The following is an 18,297-nucleotide window of genomic DNA, read 5'->3' on the forward strand; positions in this document are numbered from 1 at the left end:
CCCCCACCCAACTCATGCCATAACGGGGAGACCAGCGAAATGGGTCGACACAGCCGACCGACCGCCGCACAGCAGGCGCGCACCACGACGCTCAAGGCGGCCACCGCCCTCGGCGTGGCCGGAACCATAGCCATCGGCCTCCACTCGACGCTCGGCAGTGACAAGTCCGTACAGGCCCGCTCCGATGTGAACGCACAGCAGGCGCAGGCGCCCGAGCTCGACCCCACCGCGGATGACACGCCCTCGCAGAGCCATGTCTCGCCCAGCCAGTCCGCGAAGCCGAAGCTGATCTCCGACCACACCGACGCCACCACCCCCGGCGGCGCCCGTGCGGACCGGAGCGCGAGCACACCGCGGCACGCCGCCCCGGCCACCCCGGACGCGGCCCCCTCCAAGGCCGCGCCCACCGAGGCGCACACCGCCCCCGCGCAGCGGGACGACCAGGTGCCCCCGTCGCCCTCCGCGCCGAGCGAGACGACCCCGAGCCCCGACCCGACCACCCCGTCGCAGCAGCCCAGCCAGCCGTCGCAGAGCCCCGGCCAGGGCGGCGACCACGGCAAGGGCGTGGTCGGCGGACTGGTGGACGGTGTCGGCGACACCCTGGACGGGGTGCTCGGCGGGGTCGGCGGCGTGCTCGGCGGCTGAGTGCCGCCTCACCCCGTGGCCAGCGCCTTGAGGCGCGACAGGCTTCCGTTGAACCGGTTGTGGTCACCCACCAGCGACCCGGTCGAGGTGTACTGCCACAGGGTGTGGGTCTTCCAGCCGGACGGCAGCGGCCCGGGAGTGGCGGCGTACCGTGCCAGCCACAGCGGGTTCCGGGCGGCGAAGGCGGCACTGTCGCCGGTGCAGGTCTGCCACCAGCCGGTGGTCGTGTAGATCACCGGCTGGCGACCCGTGCGCTTCTTGACCCGCGCGGTGAAGTCGCCGACCCAATTCACGATCTGGGAGGCGGTCAGGCCGTAGCAGGTTGCTCCGTACGGGTTGTACTCGAGGTCCAGGACGGGCGGCAGCGTCTTGCCGTCGTTCGACCAGCCGCCACCGTTCGCGACGAAGAAGTCCGCCTGACGGGTGCCGCTGGAGCGGTCCGGCAGGGCGAAGTGGTAGGCACCGCGGATCATGCCCTGCTGGAAGGAGCCGTTGTACTGCGAGGCGAACGAGGGGTTCTTGTAGGTGGTGGACTCGGTGGCCTTCACATAGGCGAACCTGACGTTGTCGTCCCACAGGGCCGCCCAGTCGACCGAACCCTGGTGGTCGCTGACGTCTACGCCCTCCACCGAGGCCGCTCTGGGGGCCCGGGGCGTGGCACCGGGGTCGGTCTCCTCGTGGCGGGTGACGGTCGAGCCCATCCAGTCCCGCTCGGGGTGCGGGACGGCTGATGCGGGGGCCGGGCCGGTGCCGGCGTCGTGGTCGGGGTCGGTTGCCGAGGCCGAGGCCGTGGCCGTGGCCGGTGCGAGGGTGGCGAGGACGGCGGCGCTGACCGCCACTCCGAGACCGCCGATGGCGTGGGGCGAGCGCAGACGCGAAGGCGCCCGGCCGGGGACATGACGCAGGCTCTTACCGGATTTCAGGGACATCTGTTCCTCCGATCCGTTCCGCATCGACGGTATGCGCGCGGAACGAAGAACGTGAATCGGAACGGGAGATTCTGTCCCTCCGTCAGCGGTCCCGGCCGTCCTCCGTCAGCGGTCCCGGCCCTCCTCGCCGAACGGCCCGGACGGCATGCCATGGCCCGCCACCAGCGCCCTCGCGGCCCGGGTAGCCCGGATGGCCACGTCCTCGACCACATCATCCGGATCGCCGAACTTCCCTTCCAGCAATTGGGCGACATAGCCGCGGGCGAGTGCGTGCAGGGCGTCGAGCAGCGCCACGGCCGTCACCGCGGCCTCGCCCGGGGCGACCACCTCGAAGGCGCTCGGCAGCAGCAGATCCACGAACTCCCTGGAGCTGTCCCGTAGCTCCGGATGGGTGGCCCGCAGCCCCGGCGCGAAGAGGATGTCCAGCCCGCCGCGGTAGCGGGCCGCCGCCCGCACATAGGTGCCCGCCACCATGGCCAGCCGCTCCTGGGCGGACCCGATGTCGGCCGCGGTGTCCAGGTAGATGGCCCGCAGCCGCCGCGAGACCTCGAGGGCGGCGGCGGCGAGCAGCGCGTCACGGTCGGCGAAGTGGCGGTACGGCGCACCGGGGCTCACACAGGTGCGGCGCGCGGCCTCCGCCACGGAGAAGCCGCGCACTCCGACCTCGTCGATGATCTCCAGGGTCGTCTGCACCAGCGCGGCGGCCAGATCGCCGTGGTGGTAGGTGGCGCGTCCCTTCGGGGTGAGTGCCATTCGGGTGACCCTACCCGACCCGTGATTCCGGCTCACCCGCCCCTGGCCTGCGCCTTCCGGCGGCCCGCAACGCGTCCCGCGAGCGCTCGACACGGATCGGCAGATCCCGCACCCGCTCCCCGGTGGCATGGTGGAAGGCGTTGCCGATGGCCGCCGCCGCGCCCACGATGCCCAGTTCGCCGATGCCCTTGGCGCCCACCGGGTTGCTGGTGTTGTCGTACTCCTCCAGCAGCACCACGTCCAGTCGCGGAACGTCGGCGTGGGCGGCGATGTGATAGCCCGCGAAGTCATGGTTGGCGAAGTCCCCGAAGACCGGATCGACCTCGCCGACCTCCAGCAGCGCCATCGACAGACCCATCGTCATGGCCCCGAGGAACTGGGAGCGCGCGGTGTGCGGATTGACGATCCGCCCGGCCGCGAACACGCCCAGCATCCGGTCCACCCGGATCTCACCGGTGTCGCCGTCCACCCGCACCTGGGCGAACTGCGCCCCGAAGGTGTGCCGCGACAGATCCGCCCGCTGCTCCAGATCCTCGGCGGTGTCGGCCACCACCTCCAGACCGCCGTCCGGGACCACACCCCCGAAGGTGTCCAGTTCCTTCATCAGCGCACGGCACGCCTTGTCCACCGCCCAGCCCCAGGAGGCGGTGCCGAGCGAACCGCCCGCGAACGGCGCCATGCCCAGCGACGCACGGCCGATCTCCAGCCGCAGCCGCGACAGCGGAACGCCGAGCGCGTCCGCCGCCACCTGGGTCAGTGCGGTACGCGCGCCCGTGCCGAGGTCGGCCGCGCCGACGCGCACCCGGAACGTCCCGTCCTCCTCGGCGCGCGCCATCGCGGAGGAGGGGAAGGTGTAGTCCGGGTGGTGCGAGGCGGCCACTCCGGTGCCCAGCAGCCAGCGGCCCTCGCGCCGGATCCCCGGCGCCGGATCGCGGCGCTCCCAGCCGAAGCGGGCCGCGCCCTCGCGCAGACAGGCGACCAGGTTGCGGCTGCTGAACGGCTTGCCGCTCTCCGGGTCGGCCTCCGGCTCGTTGCGGATCCGCAGCTCGACCGGGTCCATGCCCAGCGCCCCGGCCAGCTCGTCGACGGCCGACTCCAGCGCGAACATCCCCGGGGTGTGGCCGGGGGCGCGGAACCAGGCGGGCGTCATCACATCAAGCGGCGCCACCTTCACCGTCGTACGGGCGTGGGGCGCCGCGTACATCATCCGCGTGGAGGACACCGTCTGGTCGGCGAACGGCACCTGGGCCGAACGCTGCTGCACCGACTCGTGCTGGATCACCGTCAGCCGGCCGTCGCGCTCGGCGCCCAGCCGCACCCGCTGGATCGTGGGGGAGCGGTAGGGGATCAGCTGGAACATCTGCTGTCGGGTCAGGGCGATCTTCACCGGCCGTTCGACGGCCCGCGCGGCGAGCGCCGCCAGCACCGTCGGCGAGCGCGGAATGCCCTTGGCGCCGAAGCCCCCGCCGACGTACTCGGCCACGACCTCCACCGCGCCAGGCTCGATCCCGAACAGCGCGGACATCAGCTGTGCGCTCATATAGGGACCCTGGTCGGAGTTGAACAGCGTCAGCCGGTCCCCGTCCCACACCGCGATGGTGGCATGCGGCTCCATCGGGCTCGGATGCTCCACCGGAGTGGTGTACGTGGCGTCCACCCGCACCGGGGCAGCGGCCCAGGCCCCATCGGCGTCCCCGCGCTCCACCAGGCCCGGGCTGCCGTCCGTCACCGTCTCGGGGATCTCCAGCCGCTCGTCGTCGGCGCGCAGCACCACATCGTGCGGCTCCCGCTCATAGCCCACCCCGACCGCCGCCGCGCCCTCGCGCGCCGCCTCCAGCGAAGTGGCCACCACGGCGGCCACCATCTGGCCGTGGTACGCCACCTGAGGGGACTGCAGCACGAAGAGGTCCGCGCTCGCCTCCGCCTCGGCATTGAGCCGCGGGGCGTTGGTGTGGTCGAGCACCGCAAGCACACCGGGCAGGGCGAGCGCCGGGGCCGGGTCCACCTCCGTCACCCGGCCGTGGGCGACGGTGGCCTGCACCGGCCAGACGTAACTGACGTCCCGGGTGGGGAACTCATAGGCGTAGCGCGCCGCGCCGGTCACCTTGGCCAGGCCGTCGACCCGGGTCATCGGGGCGCCGACACTCTGCTCGATTGTGGTCATGCGCGATCCCTCCTCGCGACGAGGTCGCGGACGCCCGCGACGATCAGATCAGTGGCCAGGTCGACCTTGAAGGCGTTGTCGGGCAGCGGCCGTGCCCCGGCCAGCTCGGCCCGCGCCGCATCCCGCACCGCCTCCTCGTCCGGTCGGACCCCGCGCAGCCGCTCCTCGGCGATGCGGGCCCGCCACGGCCGCGGCGCCACCCCGCCGAGCGCGATCCGCACCTCCCGCAGCGAGCCGTCCTCGGCCACCGACACCGCGGTGGCGACGCTCACCAGCGCGAAGGCGTACGACCACCGGTCGCGCACCTTGCGATAGCGCATCCGGGCACCGGGCGGCGGCGGGGGCAGCTCGACCGCGGTGATGAGGTCGCCGTGGTCCAGGACGGTCTCCCGGTGCGGAGTGTCGCCGGGCAGCAGATACAGCTCCGCCACCGGAACGGCGCGCGAGCCGCCGTCCACCGAGCGCACATGCGCCACCGCGTCGAGCGCCACCAGCGCCACCGCCATGTCGGAGGGGTGGGAGGCCACGCAGTGGTCGGAGGTGCCCAGCACCGCCAGCTCGCGGTGCGTGCCCAGGACCGCCGGACACCCGGTGCCCGGCTCGCGCTTGTTGCACGGCTTGGTCACGTCCTGGAAGTACCCGCAGCGGGTGCGCTGCAGCAGATTGCCGCCCACCGTGGCGACCGTGCGCAGCTGTCCGGAGGCCCCCGCCAGCAGCGCCTGGGACAGCAGCGGGAAGCGCTCGCGGATACCGGGATCGCCCGCCAGCGCGCCGTTGCGCACGGTGGCGCCGATGAGCACCGAGCCGTCCTCTCGGTGCTCGATCCGGTCGTACGGCAGCCGGGAGACGTCGATGAGCAGCCCGGGACCGGTGACGCCGAGCTTCATCAGGTCCACCAGATTGGTGCCCCCGCCGAGATAGCTGGCATCGGGGCGCTCGGCGATCAGCGCGGCCGCCTCGGCGGCGTCGCCTGCGCGGGCGTAACCGAACTCCTTCATCGGGCGCCTCCGGCGGTGGCCGGGTCCTGGACACCTCGGGCGCCCGCGGCCTCCAGCACGGCCTCGACGATCCCGTTGTACGCGCCGCAGCGGCACAGGTTGCCGCTCATGCGCTCGCGCACCTCCCGCGCGTCCAGCGCCGACGCCTCGGCCACCCCGGTGGCGGTGTCCTCGGTGACATGGCTGGGCCAGCCGCGCCCGGCCTCGCCCAGCGCCCCGATGGCGGAGCAGATCTGGCCCGGGGTGCAATAGCCGCACTGGAGCCCGTCGTGGTCGAGGAAGGCGCGCTGGACCGGGTGGAGCTCCCCGCCGTCCGACAGGGCCGCCACGCCCTCGATGGAGACGATCTCGCGCTCCTCGGCGGTCACCGCCAGCATCAGGCAGCTGTTCACCCGCTCACCGTCCACCAGCACCGTGCAGGCCCCGCACTGACCGTGGTCACAGCCCTTCTTGGTGCCGGTGAGCCCCAGTCGCTCGCGCAGTACATCGAGCAGGGTCGTCCGGTTGTCGATGGTCAGGGAGTGGGACAAGCCGTTGATCCGCATGATGATGTCGCTACTGGGTGAGTGATGTGAGAGGGTCATACATTGAATGTATCAACCTCTTACATCCGTGGCGAGGAGATATGGATTCCATGCGGGACGTCGTAGCGCAGATGCACCGATGGTGGGGCGAGGGCGAGCCGTTCGCCCGTGCCACGGTCGTGGCGACCTGGCATTCCTCGCCGCTGCCGCCCGGGACGTCCATGCTGGTCGGACCCGATGGCGCGGCGATCGGCAGCGTCTCAGGCGGCTGTGTCGAGGGCGCCGTCTATGAGCTGGCCCAGGAGGTGACCGACGGCGGCACACCCGTGCTCGAGCGCTATGGCGTCAGCGACGACGACGCCTTCGCGGTCGGGCTGACCTGCGGCGGGATCATCGATGTCTATGTGGAGCGGATCGACCCCGCGGGCTTCCCCGAACTGGGCGAGGTGGCCGGGGCGGTGGCCGCCGGGGAGCCGGTGGCCGAGGTGATCTGCGTGGCCGTCGACGGACCCGACCCCGAGGGGCGACTGGGCCGCCGGCTGGTCGTACGGCCCGATGGCACCTCCGGATCCCTCGGCTCCGGACGGCTGGACGCGGCCGTGGCCGAGGACGCGCGCGGACTGCTGGCAGGCGGGCGCACAGAAACCCTGGCGTACGGCTACGACGGCGTCCGCATGGACGAGGAACTCACCCTGTTCGTCTCGGTCCACGCCACCCCGCCGCGGATGCTGGTCTTCGGCGCCGTGGACTTCGCTGCGGCCATGGCCCGGATCGGCGCCTACCTCGGCTACCACGTCACGGTGTGCGACGCCCGGCCCGTCTTCGCCACCCCGCGCCGCTTCCCCGAGGCCCACGAGGTGGTGACCGACTGGCCGCACCGCTATCTGCGCACCGAGGCGGAGGCGGGCCGGATCGACGAACGCACGGTGGTCTGTGTGCTCACCCACGACCCCAAGTTCGATGTGCCGCTGCTGGACGTCGCCCTGCGCCTGCCACTGGCCTACGTGGGCGCCATGGGCTCCCGCCGCACCCACGACGACCGGCTCCGACGGCTGCGCGCCACCGGTCTCGGGGAGGAGGCGCTGGCCAAGCTCGCCTCACCGATCGGCCTGGACCTCGGCGCCCGTACCCCGGAGGAGACCGCCGTCAGCATCGCGGCCGAGATCATCGCCGACCGCTGGGGCGGCAGCGGCACCCGGCTGACCTCGCTCAGCGGCAGCATCCACGGTCAGGAGCCGATGCGGCCCGCGGCCGGAGGCTGAGACGGGTCCACGGCCCGGGCCGGAGATCGCCACAATGGTGCCCGGCCCGAATGGATGCAGGAGGAATCGAACCAGCCGTGGAGACCGCTCGAAGCAGCGACGACGCCGTAGAACCCACCGCCGCCGACGATGACCCGCCCCTCGGCGCCGGGGACGCCGCCCCCGCCCCGCCGCCGAAACCCGGCTGGCGCCGCTGGGTGATGGACACCCGGCCACTGCGCCACCGCCCCTTCCGCAGGCTGTGGGGCTCCACCACCGTCACCGCCATCGGCAGCCAGCTGACCGCCGTCGCCGTGCCCAAGCAGATCTACGACATCACCGGCTCATCGGCGTGGGTCGGCTACGCCAGCTTCGCCGGGCTCCTCCCGCTGGTGGTCTTCGCACTGTGGGGCGGGGTGGTCGCCGACCGGATGGACCGGCGCACCCTGATGCTCGTCACCAACGTCGGCATCGCCGTCACCTCGGTGCTGTTCTGGGCCCAGTCCTTCGCCGGTCTGGACTCGGTGGCGCTGCTCATGGTGCTGCTCGCCGCCCAGCAGGGCTTCTTCGGCATGAACTCCCCGGCCCGCAGCGCCTCCGTCGCCCGTCTCGTCCCCGCCGAGGAACTGCCCGCCGCGGGCGCCCTCCAGTCCACCGTCGCCCAGACCGGCATGATCCTCGGCCCGCTGCTCGCGGGCGCCCTGATCCCCGTACTCGGCCTGCCCGCGCTCTACCTCATCGACGCCGTGGCGCTGTGCGTCACCCTGTGGGCCGTCTGGCGGCTGCCCGCCCTGCCGCCCCTCACCGAGGGCGGTACGGGTGGCGCGCGGCGGGGCGGATGGCGCGATGTGGCCGACGGCTTCCGGTACATCGCCGCCCGCCGCATCCTGCTGATGTCCTTCCTCGCCGACATCATCGCCATGGTCTTCGGCATGCCCCGGGCGCTCTTCCCCCAGCTCGCCTCGCACACCTACGCACCCTGGGGCGAGGGGTTCGCGCTGGGCCTGCTCTTCGCGGCCATCCCGCTCGGCGCGGTGGCCGGCGGTCTGCTGTCCGGCACCTTCTCCCGCGCCCGCCGCCACGGTCTGATGCTCATCGCCGCCGTGGTGGCCTGGGGCGTGGCCATCACCGGATTCGGGCTCAGCCCCAACCTGTGGTGGGCGGTGGCCTTCCTCGCCCTCGCGGGCGTGGCCGACATGGTCTCGATGGTCTTCCGCGGGACGATCCTCCAGGCGGCCGCCACCGACGACATGCGCGGCCGGATGCAGGGCGTGTTCACCGTGGTGGTGGCGGGCGGCCCGCGCGTCGCCGATCTACTGCACGGCACCGCGGGCTCCCTCCTCGGGGCCCGTGCGGCGGTCGCCGCGGGCGGGCTGCTGGTGGCCGTCACCACACTCGGGCTCGCCGTCGCGGTGCCGGCCTTCCGCCGCTACACGCCCTGACGACGCGGCGGCCACGCGTGGGCGCCCAGAACGAACGGTGCGATGGCCGTGCCCCGGCCGGGACCCGGCGCGACGGCGTGCCCCGCCAGAAGTCCGCACGGGGCACGGCCGCCGCGGCCCTCAGGCCGTACGCTCGTCCCGGTCGCCGCCCCACAGGGTGTGGAACGAACCCTCGCGGTCCACCCGCCGGTAGGTGTGCGCGCCGAAGAAGTCCCGCTGCCCCTGGACCAGCGCCGCGGGCAGCCGCTCCGAGCGCAGCGCGTCGTAGTACGCCAGCGCCGCCGAGAAGCCCGGCGCCGGTACGCCCAGCTCGACCGAGGTGGCCACCACCCGCCGCCAGGCGTCCTGCGCCGCGCCCAGCGCCTCGGCGAAGTGGTCGTCGGTCAGCAGCGTGACGGGCTTGCGGTCCTTGGCGTACGCCTCGGTGATCCGGTTCAGGAACCGCGCCCGGATGATGCAGCCGCCGCGCCAGATCCGCGCGACCGCCCCGGGGTCGATGTCCCAGCCGTACTCCTGGCTGCCCGCCTCGATCTGGTGGATGCCCTGCGCGTACGCCACGATCTTCGAGGCGTACAGCGCCTGCTCGACGTCGTCGGCGAACCGCTCCGCCGCGGCCCCCGTGAGCCCCTTGCCGGACGGCCCCGGCAGCCCCTGCGAGGCGTCCCGCAGATCCGCGTGGCCGGACAGCGAGCGGGCGAACACCGCCTCGGCGATCCCGCTCACCGGCACGCCCAGGTCAAGCGCGGTCTGCACGGTCCAGCGGCCGGTGCCCTTCTGCTCGGCCTGGTCCTGCACCACATCCACGAACGGCTTGCCGGTGGCGGCGTCGGTGTGCCCGAGCACCTCGGCGGTGATCTCGATCAGATACGACTCCAGGCGGCCGCCGTTCCAGGTGCGGAACACCTCCGCGATCTCACCGGGCGACATGCCCAGCGCCCGCCGCAGCAGGTCGTACGACTCCGCGATGAGCTGCATGTCCGCGTACTCGATGCCGTTGTGCACCATCTTCACGAAGTGACCGGCGCCGTCCGGGCCGATGTGGGTGCAGCACGGGGTGCCGTCCACCTTGGCGGAGATGGACTCCAGCAGCGGGCCGAGGGACTTGTAGGATTCCACCGATCCGCCGGGCATGATGCTGGGCCCGTTGAGGGCGCCCTCCTCGCCGCCGGAGATGCCGGTGCCCACGAAGTGCAGCCCGCGCTCGCGCAGCGACTTCTCCCGGCGCCTGGTGTCCTCGAAGTGGGCGTTGCCCCCGTCGATGATCACGTCGCCCTCTTCGAGGAGGGGTGCGAACTCCTCGATCACGGCGTCGGTGGGCGCACCCGCCTTGACCATGATGATCAGCCGCCGGGGCCGCTGCAGCGCGGCGACGAACTCCTCGGCGCTCTCCGTCGGCACGAAGTCCCCTTCGTGGCCGTGCTCCTCCATCAGCGCCTTGGTCTTGGCGAACGTGCGGTTGTGGAGGGCGACGGTGTGCCCGTGCCGGGCGAAGTTGCGGGCGAGGTTGCTACCCATGACGGCGAGCCCGGTGACGCCGATCTGGGCGGTGGGCTGGGCGGTGGAAGGGCTGGGCATACGGTGTTCCACTCCTGTCATGCGCATCGGAAGCTTCCGCGAGGCAGCAACGCCGAGGGGCACGGGGATCTTCCCCCTCGGTCCGCCGGGTATCGCCCGGCCATAGTTGCACGATGTGCGCGACGGTGGACGAGTGTCCGGAGAAAGCCAGCGGGGTGTGTCATCTCTCTCCCGCCGGGGCGGTACGCCGCCTTGTGGACGTCCCACAAGGCGGACAGCGGAGGGGCCGCTCGGCCGTCCACGGACGGCCTGCGGTCACCGGCCCAGCAGGCCCACCGCTCCGTACCAGAGCGGCCCCTTGTTGAGGCGGTCGGGGTACAGGCTCAGCATCGCGTCGTAGTACTCCCCGGCGTTCGCGCTCGTCTTGAGCAACCGGGCGGCGTCCAGCAGGTACTGACGCGTCTCGCCCAGGATGGCCGGGTCGTCGGGCAGCTCCCGGTTCTTGTGGCTCGCAACGACCGCGCGCGGGTTCAGGGCCTCGATGGTGTCGAGCGCCTCGAGCCACTTCTCCAGGCCGCCGTTCGCGCTCTCCAGGAGCATCTGGTGCACGCCGTTGTAGACGGCGTCACCGGCCACCACCAGGCCGATCGACGGCACGTGCAGAACCGTGGTCGCGTCCGTGTCGGTGTGCCCCACCTCGACGGCCCGGAGCACATGGCCTTCCAGCAGGAACCCTTCGGCGGGCACCGGCTCCGCGAGCACCGGCGTCTTGGGAATCTGGCCCGGGAAGAAGGCGTCCCACTGAGCGCGTCCCTTGGCGGCCTCGTGCATGAGCCCGATGGTGCCCCGGGTCGCGTGGACCCGGACCCCGCGGAAGCGCTTGACCAGCTCGCCGGTGCCGAACCAGTGGTCGCCGTGGCCATGGGTGATGTAGATGTGCGCGAGCCGCTTGCCGGACCGCTCGATCCAGTCGCCCACCTCCTGGATCTGCTGGTGGGTGAACGGCGGGTCGACGAGGACGGCGTCGCGCTCACCGTGGATCAGCGTGCAGGCCACCGGCGACGAAACGAACGGGTCACCGTTGGGCATGCGCTGCTCGGAGACCCGGGTCACTCCGTCGAGGACCAGGACCTCATAGGACAGGACGGTTGAGTCCGACATGGCGGAACCCCTTCAAAGGTGGCAATGGACGCATGACAGAGCGCATCGGCAGAACAGCGCATCGGCGGAACGAGGGATGACAGAACGACGGATGGCAGGACAGGAATTGGCAGGACAGTAATTGGCTGAGCCAATTGCCAGAGCGGGTCACGCGCCCGGGACGTCCAGGACGACCCGGCCGTAGGGCCGGTCCTCGATGAGGTACCGGGTCGCCTCCGCGGCGTCCTTCAGCGGGAAGGTACGCGCGATGGTGGGGTGGAACGCGCCCTCGGCCAGGTACTGGAAGAGCTTGGTGTTGGTCTCCACCAGGGTCTCCGGGGCGAAGAGCGTGAACATGAAGCCCCGTATCCGTGCCGAACGCCAGATGACGTCGGTGACGTTGACCGAGGCCTGTTTGCCCCCCGAGTAGCCGACGGAGACGAGCGTGCCCCCGACCGCCAGACTGGCCAGGGCGTCCCCCGTGAACGGACCGCCGACGCCGTCGACCACGACATCCACCCCGCGGCCGCCGGTCAGCCGTGCCACACCGTCCCGCAGGGACTCCTGCGACAGGTCGATGACCTCGTGCCCCTCGGCGCGCGCACGCTCGGCCTTGTCGGTCCGGCTGGCGGTCGAGATCGCCAGTGACGCTCCGAGCCGGTTGGCGACCTCGACGGTTCCCAGCCCCACGGCGCCGCCGATACCGGGTGCCAGGACCGTCTGCCCCGGCTTGAACGAGGCCAGTTCCAGCAGGGACAGATAGGCGGTCAGATAGCCGCCGCCGGTGGTGAACGCGACGACGTCCTCCAGGCTCGGCCCGCCCGGGAGGGGAACGAGGTCCCGCGGTTCGGCGAGCAGGTATTCCTGCCAGGTGCCGTCACGGAACATGCCGTAGCCCCGGCCCGCCACGACCACATGGGTGCCCGGCTTCAGCGCTTCCACGCCCCCGTTGTCGACGATCTCCCCGACACCTCCCGTACCGGGAACCAGGGGCAGCTGCCGTGCGGAGGGGAGCACACCGGCGCGCACGGTGTCGTCCAGCGGGTTGACGCCCGCGAGCCGTACGCGGACGAGGACCTTGCCCGGCGCGGGGCCGGGAGCCGGGGCCTCGATGAGTTCGAGCTTGTCGTAGCCGCCGAACTCGGAGATCTGAATGGCTTTCATGGGGACCTTCCATCTGGTGTCGTCTCGGCGTCAGCGCTCATGGCCGACGCGGTATCAGCACTCATGGCCGACTCCGTAAGGCCGGCGCCGTGCTACGCGGGGAGCGACGCGTCCACCGCGCGCAGATAGGTCTCGGCGCGTTCGGAACCGATGATTCCCGGGCTCATCCTGTTCATCATGTAGCTGATGGTCAGGCGGCGGTCGAGGTCGACGACGATCAGCGAACCGCCCCAGCCGCCCCAGTAGCAGGCCCTGCCCTGCGGGACGTAGGGGACGGTCTCCGTCTCGGGCAGTGCGAAGCCGATGCCGAAGCGCAACGGGACGCCGAGCACCAGGTCGACACCGTGGCTCTGCTGGTCGAAGATCACGTCGATGGTGTCGGGGGAGAGGAGCCGGACGCCGTCCGCGGTCCCGTCGAGCGCCAGTACGCGCAGCAGCCGCGCCACGGACCGCGCGTTGCCGTGGCCGTTGATCGCGCCCAGCTCCGCCGCCCGCCAGGGCGCGGTGTTGGCGCGGTTCGGATCGGTCAGCGGGCCGGTGAGCGTCTTGTACATCGGGCTCTCGGGGTCGAGCGAGGCCAGGTCCATCGGCAGCGCCGGCGGGGGGACCACGGGCGCGATCCGGCCGACGTCGGCCCCGGCGGCGCCGATGCTGAAGTCCGCCCCCAGCGGGCCGGCGAGCTCCTGCGCCACGAACTCCGTCAGCGAACGGCCGCTGACCCGCCGCACCAGCTCGCCGACGAGGTGGCCCTGGTTCTGGGCGTGGTAGCCCGACGCCGTGCCCGGCTCCCACCACGGCGCCTGCGCGGCCAGCGCCGCCGTCGCGGCCTCGACGTCGTACATCTGCTCAGCGGTGAACGGGGCCTCCCAGCCGGACACGCCGGAGGTGTGTGAGAGCAGGTGCCGGACCTCGATCGCCTCCTTGCCGTTGGCCGCGAACTCCGGCCAGTAGCGCGCGACCGGCGCGTAGGGATCCAGCAGTCCGCGGTCGACCAGCACGAGTGCCGCGAGCGCGGTGACGGTCTTGGTCGTCGACCACACATTGACGATCGTGTCGCTCGTCCACGGCACCTGCCGCTCGGCGTCCCGCCAGCCGCCCCAGAGGTCGACGACGGTCTCGCCGTCGAGGTCGACGGCGATCGAGGCGCCTAGCTCCTCGCCGCTCTCGAGCTGCCCGGCCAGGGCGTCGCGTACCGGTGCGAAACGGGCGTCACAGTGGCCCGTGATCTCAGCGGTGATCATGAATCCTCCTTCTGCGGGACAGGGGTCCGGTTGCGGGAAAGAGGGTCCGACGTGGATACGGGTCTAACTTGGTTTTCCAAAGTCATCATGCTCGGTACGCTTCCATGGTGACTTGGTAAAGTCAAGCCAGCTTGAGGGCTGGCTGGGAAAGTCAGAGTCAAGTGATAGCCTGAGCTCATGGCGGACCGAACCTCACTTGAAGCAGGGGGAGCCTGCTCGATCGCGCGCAGCCTCACGGTGCTGGGGCAGCGATGGACCCTCCTGGTCGTCCGTGAAGCGCTCAACGGCCGTACGAAGTTCAGTGAGTTCCAAGAGGCTCTGGGCGTCTCGACGGACGTGCTCACGCAGCGCCTCGAGAGCCTGGTCGACGCGGGCGTCCTCGAAAAGCGGCCCTACCGGGAGCGCGGCGCCCGCGAGCGCCAGGCGTACCACGTGACGGAGGCGGGATGGGAGCTCGTCCCCGTGCTCGCCGCGCTGATGAGCTGGGGTGACAAGCACCTCGCCGACGCGGCGGGGCCCCCGGCGCTCCTGCGTCACCGGCGGACGGAGCAATGCGTAAGGGTGGCGCTCGTGGACGCCGACGACCGTCCCGTCGCGCTCGAAGACGTCGTGACCGTCGCCGGACCCGGTGCGTCCGCTCATGCGGGAAACGACGGGGGCGCGACAGGTCCTGACGCGCCCCGGCGCCCTGACGCGAACCGGTCTTGACGCGAAGGCGCACCCCGGTCCCCCGAAGCGGGCGCAGCCCCTGAGGCGGGTGCTCCGCCTCCTGAAGCGGGTGGCTCGACTGAAGCGGGCGGCTCGACGGCCTCAGTGGCCGCGAGGACCGCCGAGGAACCCATCGAGCAGGCGGGCCACGGCGCCCGGCGCCTCGCGGGGGGCCATGTGGCCGACGTGCGGCAGCACTTCGAGCCGTGCCCCGGGGATGCGCCCGGCCAGCTCCTCGGCGTGCACTCGCGCGAACGCCTGGTCCTCCTCGCCCGCGATGACCAGGGTCGGCGCGGTGATCCGGGGCAGGGCGTCGGCCACGTCGGTGCGGTTCGCGAGCACCGACCGCACCACCCGGGCGAGTTGCGCCCGCGCGAGCCGGTCGGCTCCGGCGGCCAGGCGCTCCGTGAACCCGGGGTCGGCGCGGCGGGAGCTCTCGCTGAGCATCGCCGCCACGGTGCGCCGACCGAGACCGCGCGGAACGCCGGCGCGGACGAGGTACGAGGAGAGCCGGGCGCGCTGGCGCGGGAGGAGGGACGGGCGGCGCGTGCTGGTGTTGGACAGCACGAGCGCACTGACGCGCTCCGGTGCGGCCAGCGCGACGCGCAGTCCGACGAACCCGCCCCACGACAGCCCCAGGATCGCGGCCCGGTCGGCCGCGGACGCGTCCAGGATCCGGATGGCGGCCGTGGCGCACTCCTCCATCGTGAACGCGCGCGCGGCGGGGCCGCTGCCTCCGGTGCCCGGAGGGTCCACCAGGAGGGTCCGCCACCCGAGTTGATGCAGTACGGGCAGGTGCGCGCCCCAACTCGTCCGGCCGTCGCTCAGCACGCTCGGCCACAGCAGGGCCGTGTCGCCGCCGGTCGGCCCGCCCCGCTGTATGTGGAGTTCTCCCAGGGTGGTCGGCACCATGAGGGTGCCCTCGTTCGACGTCCTCACAGGTGACGCTCGAACCACGCCAGGGCGGCTCGGCTGCCCGGCTCGTAGCCGTCGAAGTAGATGCCGTAGTGGTCGATGCCGGGAATCACCTGGCGCTCGACGACGCTGCCCGGGATGGTGCGCAGGATCTCGGCCGCACGGCCCCCGTTCTCGGCGATGGGGAAGAGCTCGTCGTCGCCCGCGTCGATGATGAGCGTCGGGATCCGTAGCCGCTCGACCCGGCCGAGCGGGTCGAAGTGTGCCATGGCCGCCAGGTAGGGCGTGCCGTCCATGCCGGGCCATGGGTCGACGCCCTGGGGGATGGCGGGGGCGTCGCCGCGCGCGGTCTCGATCGCACGCCTGCGGGCGAGTTCGCCCGCCGGGCCGCTCAGCGGGGCGAGCGCGGGCACCTGGACCGACAGCGCCTTGACCCTCGGATCGTCGGCGGCCTGATGGACCGCGATCCCGCCGCCGAGGCTCGTGGCCCAGAGGCCGAGCCGGGCCGGATCGACGTTGGGCTCACCCTCGATGTAGTCGAGGGCAGCGCGCAGCCCCGCCGTCCACGCGAAGGGATCCACCAGCTCGCGGATGAACCGCACCCGGGCAAGGGCCTCGCCGCGGCCGTCGGGCGCGGGGGCGCCGCCGACCAGCTGGAGGGGGGAGCCCGAGCCGAACCAGCCCGGCTGGGAGAACGTCAGCGTGATCATGCCCGCCGACGCGAACAGCGCGGCGTAGCGCTCCGCGGTGAGCTTGTTGCCGCCCCAGCCGTGGACCAGTACGGCGGCGGGGAGCGCGGCGCCGGGGGCGAGGGCCGACGGCCGGTACAGGTCCGCGTCGAGGGCGATGCCGTTGCTCCAGACGGTGACCTGTCGGCGGCCGACGCCCTCGGGCATGACCAGCGGTGGATAGACCTTCTCGGCCAAGGTTCGGCCTCCTTCGTGGATGACTCGTGCGGCCGGGCCATCTGACTTTGACAGTCCAAGTCAGCGCGAAGGGTCAAGTGGAACAGCTCTGACTTGGAAGTGTCAAGTCAGTCCCCGTTCGGCCGAGAGGAGCGTCCGCAGCTCGGCGAGGACATCGTCGAGCGGGGCGGTGCTCCGGTGGGTGCGGCAGAGGAAGACCGCGCCCTCGACGGCGGCGACCGAGAGGGTGGCCAGCCGGGCGGCGCGCTCGGAGGCGAAGCCGTTGGCCTCCAGAGCTCCCGGATCCTGGTGTGCCACTGGCCGAAGACCTCCCGCACCAGGAGGGCGGCCTCGGGCGGATCGTGCTGGGCGTCGACGGCGACCGCGACGATGGGGCAGCCCGCCAGATAGGCGGTGTCGATTAGTCGGTGTCGATGAGGGAGCGGCCCACGGCGCGCTGATGACCTGGCTCATGGCCGTGTGGTTCCTGCTGGGCTGGGGCTTCGGCGCCGGTTGCCTGACCGCGCTCGCCATCCGGACCGCGCGACGGCGTCTGTCGCCCGAGCCCGCTGCGCTGGCGGCGACGGTGGGCGGCGCGCTGCTGACGTTCGGGGTCTCCGCGGCGATGTACGGCTACCTGACCGATCCGGACGTCATGCGGGCCGCGATGGGCGCGACGCCGTCACCGCACCCCATGGACCCGTCCATGGGGGACATGCCCATGGGGGAGGCGGTGCCGGGGCGGCGCGTTGGCCTGCTGCCCCTGCTGGTGCCTGGCTTCTACGCCGTGGTCTGCTCCGTCATCCATGAACTCCGCCGTCGGCAGCGGCTCGAACGGGTCTGACGCTGACGGTGCTCCGCCTGAGAGGTCAGGTGTGCGCGGCGTCGCTCGGCGGCAGCGGGAAGAGCATGCAGCTGCTGGTGGCGTGGGCGAGCAGCCGGTCCGCCTCGTCGAGCAGCTGGGCCTGGGCGAGCGCGGTGCGGCGACCACTGCTGAGCACGGTACCCACGGCGCGGATCCCGCCGGTGTCGACGGTGACCGGCCGCAGGAACTTCACCGTCAGGTCAAGCGAGGTGTAGCCGACACCGGCGGGCAGCGTGGAGTGCACCGCACATCCGGACGCCGAGTCGAGCAGAGTGGCGTAGACACCGCCGTGCACACTGCCCAGGGGGTTGTAGTGGTCTTCGCCCGGGATCAGGGAGAACACCACGCGGCCGTGCTCGGCCTCCGTGAGCGTGAAGCCCAGAGTGGCGCTGATCGGCGGCCCGGGAATGTCACCGGAGAGGATGTTCCGCAGCATGTCCAGGCCGGTGAGCCTGCCGACGGCCGACGCCGTCACGGCCGGGTCCTCCCACTCGTACGTCCGCGAGCGTCCCATGCTGCTGCCTCCCCGGCTGGTTCCTTGATCGAACGCTAGCCCGGCGCCATCTGACTGTCAATCTCGCAGTCAGCTGCCTATGATGGCGGGGTGAACTGGCTGAACATCAGCACGGAGAACTGCCCGGTCCAGCGGACGCTCGACATCGTGGGGGAGAAGTGGACGCTTCTCCTCCTGCGCGACGCCGTCAATGGCATCCGGCGCTTCGAGGATTTCCACCGCCACGTCGGGCTTTCGGAGTCGGTCCTGACCGACCGGCTCAGGAAACTGGTGACGGCGGGGATCCTGAAGGCCGTCCCGTACCAGGAGCCGGGGAGCCGAGCCCGCAACGAGTACCGCCTCACCCCCAAGGGCTGGGATCTATGGCCGGTGCTGATGGCGCTGAGGCAGTGGGGTGACCGGTACGCCGCCGATCCCGAAGGCCCGGTCCTGGACGTCCGGCACGCCGAGTGCGGAGCGCCGGTGCGCGCCGTGGTCACCTGCCCCGAGGACGGGGTGACGCTCGGCCCTGCTGAGGTGAGTGTCCTACCCGGCCCCTCGGCTCGGCCGCGGAGCTGAGCGCGCGCAGGGGTGGGCGGCCGGTCTCCCGCCTTCGTGGGCGCCGCGAAGCGAGGGCGCCGCGGATACGAGGACG

19 protein-coding genes are annotated in these 18,297 nt (G+C 72.1%); 6 read left to right on the top strand and 13 right to left on the bottom strand.

Going from position 1 to position 18,297, the window contains the following annotated elements:
- Positions 1-39 precede the first annotated feature (39 nt).
- Positions 40-645, top strand: a complete 606-nt coding sequence (locus VT50_RS17595) for a hypothetical protein (RefSeq protein WP_046089096.1) — start codon at positions 40-42, stop codon at positions 643-645.
- 8 nt (positions 646-653) lie between these two features.
- Here the strand turns inward: VT50_RS17595 and VT50_RS17600 are convergent, their stop codons facing one another.
- The 5 genes from VT50_RS17600 to VT50_RS17620 form a co-directional block, all read right to left on the bottom strand.
- A complete protein-coding gene (locus VT50_RS17600; RefSeq protein ID WP_046089097.1) occupies positions 654-1,574 on the bottom strand; it encodes a lysozyme in 921 nt (306 codons plus the stop codon).
- A gap of 105 nt (positions 1,575-1,679) precedes the next feature.
- Positions 1,680-2,327 carry a TetR/AcrR family transcriptional regulator gene (locus VT50_RS17605; RefSeq protein WP_046089098.1) on the bottom strand — a complete coding sequence of 216 codons (648 nt, stop codon included), beginning with the start codon at positions 2,325-2,327 and terminating at the stop codon, positions 1,680-1,682.
- Positions 2,328-2,337: 10 nt separating this feature from the next.
- On the bottom strand, positions 2,338-4,491 hold the full coding sequence (locus VT50_RS17610) for a xanthine dehydrogenase family protein molybdopterin-binding subunit (RefSeq protein ID WP_046089099.1): 2,154 nt from the start codon (positions 4,489-4,491) through the stop codon (positions 2,338-2,340).
- Complete coding sequence (locus VT50_RS17615) at positions 4,488-5,489, bottom strand: FAD binding domain-containing protein (RefSeq protein ID WP_046089100.1); 1,002 nt, start codon at positions 5,487-5,489, stop codon at positions 4,488-4,490. The genes VT50_RS17610 and VT50_RS17615 overlap by 4 nt, the downstream gene beginning before the upstream one ends.
- On the bottom strand, positions 5,486-6,073 hold the full coding sequence (locus VT50_RS17620; RefSeq protein WP_046089101.1) for a (2Fe-2S)-binding protein: 588 nt from the start codon (positions 6,071-6,073) through the stop codon (positions 5,486-5,488). The genes VT50_RS17615 and VT50_RS17620 overlap by 4 nt, the downstream gene beginning before the upstream one ends.
- A gap of 50 nt (positions 6,074-6,123) precedes the next feature.
- On the opposite strand from VT50_RS17620, the gene VT50_RS17625 reads away from it, so the two are divergent.
- Together VT50_RS17625 and VT50_RS17630 are read left to right on the top strand one after the other, a co-directional pair.
- Positions 6,124-7,275, top strand: coding sequence for an XdhC family protein (locus VT50_RS17625; RefSeq protein WP_046089138.1), 1,152 nt, complete (start codon positions 6,124-6,126; stop codon positions 7,273-7,275).
- A 77-nt stretch (positions 7,276-7,352) separates the two neighbouring features.
- Positions 7,353-8,696: an MFS transporter gene (locus tag VT50_RS17630; protein WP_046089102.1), complete on the top strand. Its 1,344-nt coding sequence runs from the start codon at positions 7,353-7,355 to the stop codon at positions 8,694-8,696.
- 120 nt (positions 8,697-8,816) lie between these two features.
- On the opposite strand, the gene gndA is transcribed toward VT50_RS17630, so the two are convergent.
- The 4 genes from gndA to VT50_RS17650 all read right to left on the bottom strand — a co-directional run bounded on the left by gndA (position 8,817) and on the right by VT50_RS17650 (position 13,756).
- Positions 8,817-10,271 carry an NADP-dependent phosphogluconate dehydrogenase gene (gndA, locus tag VT50_RS17635; RefSeq protein WP_046089103.1) on the bottom strand — a complete coding sequence of 485 codons (1,455 nt, stop codon included), beginning with the start codon at positions 10,269-10,271 and terminating at the stop codon, positions 8,817-8,819.
- 255 nt (positions 10,272-10,526) lie between these two features.
- Entirely contained in the window at positions 10,527-11,372 is an 846-nt protein-coding gene (locus VT50_RS17640; protein WP_046089104.1) for an MBL fold metallo-hydrolase, read from the bottom strand.
- Between the two features lie 147 nt (positions 11,373-11,519).
- On the bottom strand, positions 11,520-12,515 hold the full coding sequence (locus VT50_RS17645; RefSeq protein ID WP_046089105.1) for a quinone oxidoreductase family protein: 996 nt from the start codon (positions 12,513-12,515) through the stop codon (positions 11,520-11,522).
- Between the two features lie 92 nt (positions 12,516-12,607).
- Positions 12,608-13,756, bottom strand: a complete 1,149-nt coding sequence (locus VT50_RS17650) for an EstA family serine hydrolase (protein WP_046089106.1) — start codon at positions 13,754-13,756, stop codon at positions 12,608-12,610.
- A gap of 177 nt (positions 13,757-13,933) precedes the next feature.
- Here VT50_RS17650 and VT50_RS17655 point away from each other — a divergent pair, with 177 nt between their 5' ends.
- Complete coding sequence (locus VT50_RS17655; protein ID WP_078840907.1) at positions 13,934-14,464, top strand: winged helix-turn-helix transcriptional regulator; 531 nt, start codon at positions 13,934-13,936, stop codon at positions 14,462-14,464.
- A gap of 102 nt (positions 14,465-14,566) precedes the next feature.
- Here the strand turns inward: VT50_RS17655 and VT50_RS17660 are convergent, their stop codons facing one another.
- The 3 genes from VT50_RS17660 to VT50_RS17670 all read right to left on the bottom strand — a co-directional run bounded on the left by VT50_RS17660 (position 14,567) and on the right by VT50_RS17670 (position 16,602).
- On the bottom strand, positions 14,567-15,376 hold the full coding sequence (locus VT50_RS17660) for an alpha/beta fold hydrolase (RefSeq protein ID WP_046089107.1): 810 nt from the start codon (positions 15,374-15,376) through the stop codon (positions 14,567-14,569).
- Between the two features lie 23 nt (positions 15,377-15,399).
- Positions 15,400-16,305 carry an alpha/beta hydrolase gene (locus VT50_RS17665; protein WP_053048748.1) on the bottom strand — a complete coding sequence of 302 codons (906 nt, stop codon included), beginning with the start codon at positions 16,303-16,305 and terminating at the stop codon, positions 15,400-15,402.
- Between the two features lie 102 nt (positions 16,306-16,407).
- Entirely contained in the window at positions 16,408-16,602 is a 195-nt protein-coding gene (locus VT50_RS17670; protein WP_053048749.1) for an LmrA/YxaF family transcription factor, read from the bottom strand.
- Positions 16,603-16,744: 142 nt separating this feature from the next.
- On the opposite strand from VT50_RS17670, the gene VT50_RS17675 reads away from it, so the two are divergent.
- Complete coding sequence (locus tag VT50_RS17675) at positions 16,745-17,128, top strand: hypothetical protein (RefSeq protein WP_053048750.1); 384 nt, start codon at positions 16,745-16,747, stop codon at positions 17,126-17,128.
- A gap of 25 nt (positions 17,129-17,153) precedes the next feature.
- Here the strand turns inward: VT50_RS17675 and VT50_RS17680 are convergent, their stop codons facing one another.
- Positions 17,154-17,663: a PaaI family thioesterase gene (locus tag VT50_RS17680; RefSeq protein ID WP_046089108.1), complete on the bottom strand. Its 510-nt coding sequence runs from the start codon at positions 17,661-17,663 to the stop codon at positions 17,154-17,156.
- Positions 17,664-17,753: 90 nt separating this feature from the next.
- Here VT50_RS17680 and VT50_RS17685 point away from each other — a divergent pair, with 90 nt between their 5' ends.
- Complete coding sequence (locus VT50_RS17685; RefSeq protein ID WP_046089109.1) at positions 17,754-18,221, top strand: winged helix-turn-helix transcriptional regulator; 468 nt, start codon at positions 17,754-17,756, stop codon at positions 18,219-18,221.
- Positions 18,222-18,297: the final 76 nt, after the last annotated feature.

The organism is Streptomyces antioxidans, from assembly GCF_000968685.2.
GTDB lineage: Bacteria > Actinomycetota > Actinomycetes > Streptomycetales > Streptomycetaceae > Streptomyces > Streptomyces antioxidans.

Bases quoted from the DNA above. Each gene is read 5' to 3' on its own strand.
- VT50_RS17620 (WP_046089101.1), bottom strand. From the start codon at position 6,073: ATGACCCTCTCACATCACTCACCCAGTAGCGACATCATCATGCGGATC.
- VT50_RS17680 (WP_046089108.1), bottom strand. From the start codon at position 17,663: ATGGGACGCTCGCGGACGTACGAGTGGGAGGACCCGGCCGTGACGGCG.
- VT50_RS17600 (WP_046089097.1), bottom strand. From the start codon at position 1,574: ATGTCCCTGAAATCCGGTAAGAGCCTGCGTCATGTCCCCGGCCGGGCG.
- VT50_RS17660 (WP_046089107.1), bottom strand. From the start codon at position 15,376: ATGGTGCCGACCACCCTGGGAGAACTCCACATACAGCGGGGCGGGCCG.
- VT50_RS17640 (WP_046089104.1), bottom strand. From the start codon at position 11,372: ATGTCGGACTCAACCGTCCTGTCCTATGAGGTCCTGGTCCTCGACGGA.
- VT50_RS17650 (WP_046089106.1), bottom strand. From the start codon at position 13,756: ATGATCACCGCTGAGATCACGGGCCACTGTGACGCCCGTTTCGCACCG.
- VT50_RS17610 (WP_046089099.1), bottom strand. From the start codon at position 4,491: ATGACCACAATCGAGCAGAGTGTCGGCGCCCCGATGACCCGGGTCGAC.
- VT50_RS17655 (WP_078840907.1), top strand. From the start codon at position 13,934: ATGGCGGACCGAACCTCACTTGAAGCAGGGGGAGCCTGCTCGATCGCG.
- VT50_RS17645 (WP_046089105.1), bottom strand. From the start codon at position 12,515: ATGAAAGCCATTCAGATCTCCGAGTTCGGCGGCTACGACAAGCTCGAA.
- VT50_RS17675 (WP_053048750.1), top strand. From the start codon at position 16,745: ATGACCTGGCTCATGGCCGTGTGGTTCCTGCTGGGCTGGGGCTTCGGC.
- VT50_RS17625 (WP_046089138.1), top strand. From the start codon at position 6,124: ATGCGGGACGTCGTAGCGCAGATGCACCGATGGTGGGGCGAGGGCGAG.
- gndA (WP_046089103.1), bottom strand. From the start codon at position 10,271: ATGCCCAGCCCTTCCACCGCCCAGCCCACCGCCCAGATCGGCGTCACC.
- VT50_RS17605 (WP_046089098.1), bottom strand. From the start codon at position 2,327: ATGGCACTCACCCCGAAGGGACGCGCCACCTACCACCACGGCGATCTG.
- VT50_RS17615 (WP_046089100.1), bottom strand. From the start codon at position 5,489: ATGAAGGAGTTCGGTTACGCCCGCGCAGGCGACGCCGCCGAGGCGGCC.
- VT50_RS17595 (WP_046089096.1), top strand. From the start codon at position 40: ATGGGTCGACACAGCCGACCGACCGCCGCACAGCAGGCGCGCACCACG.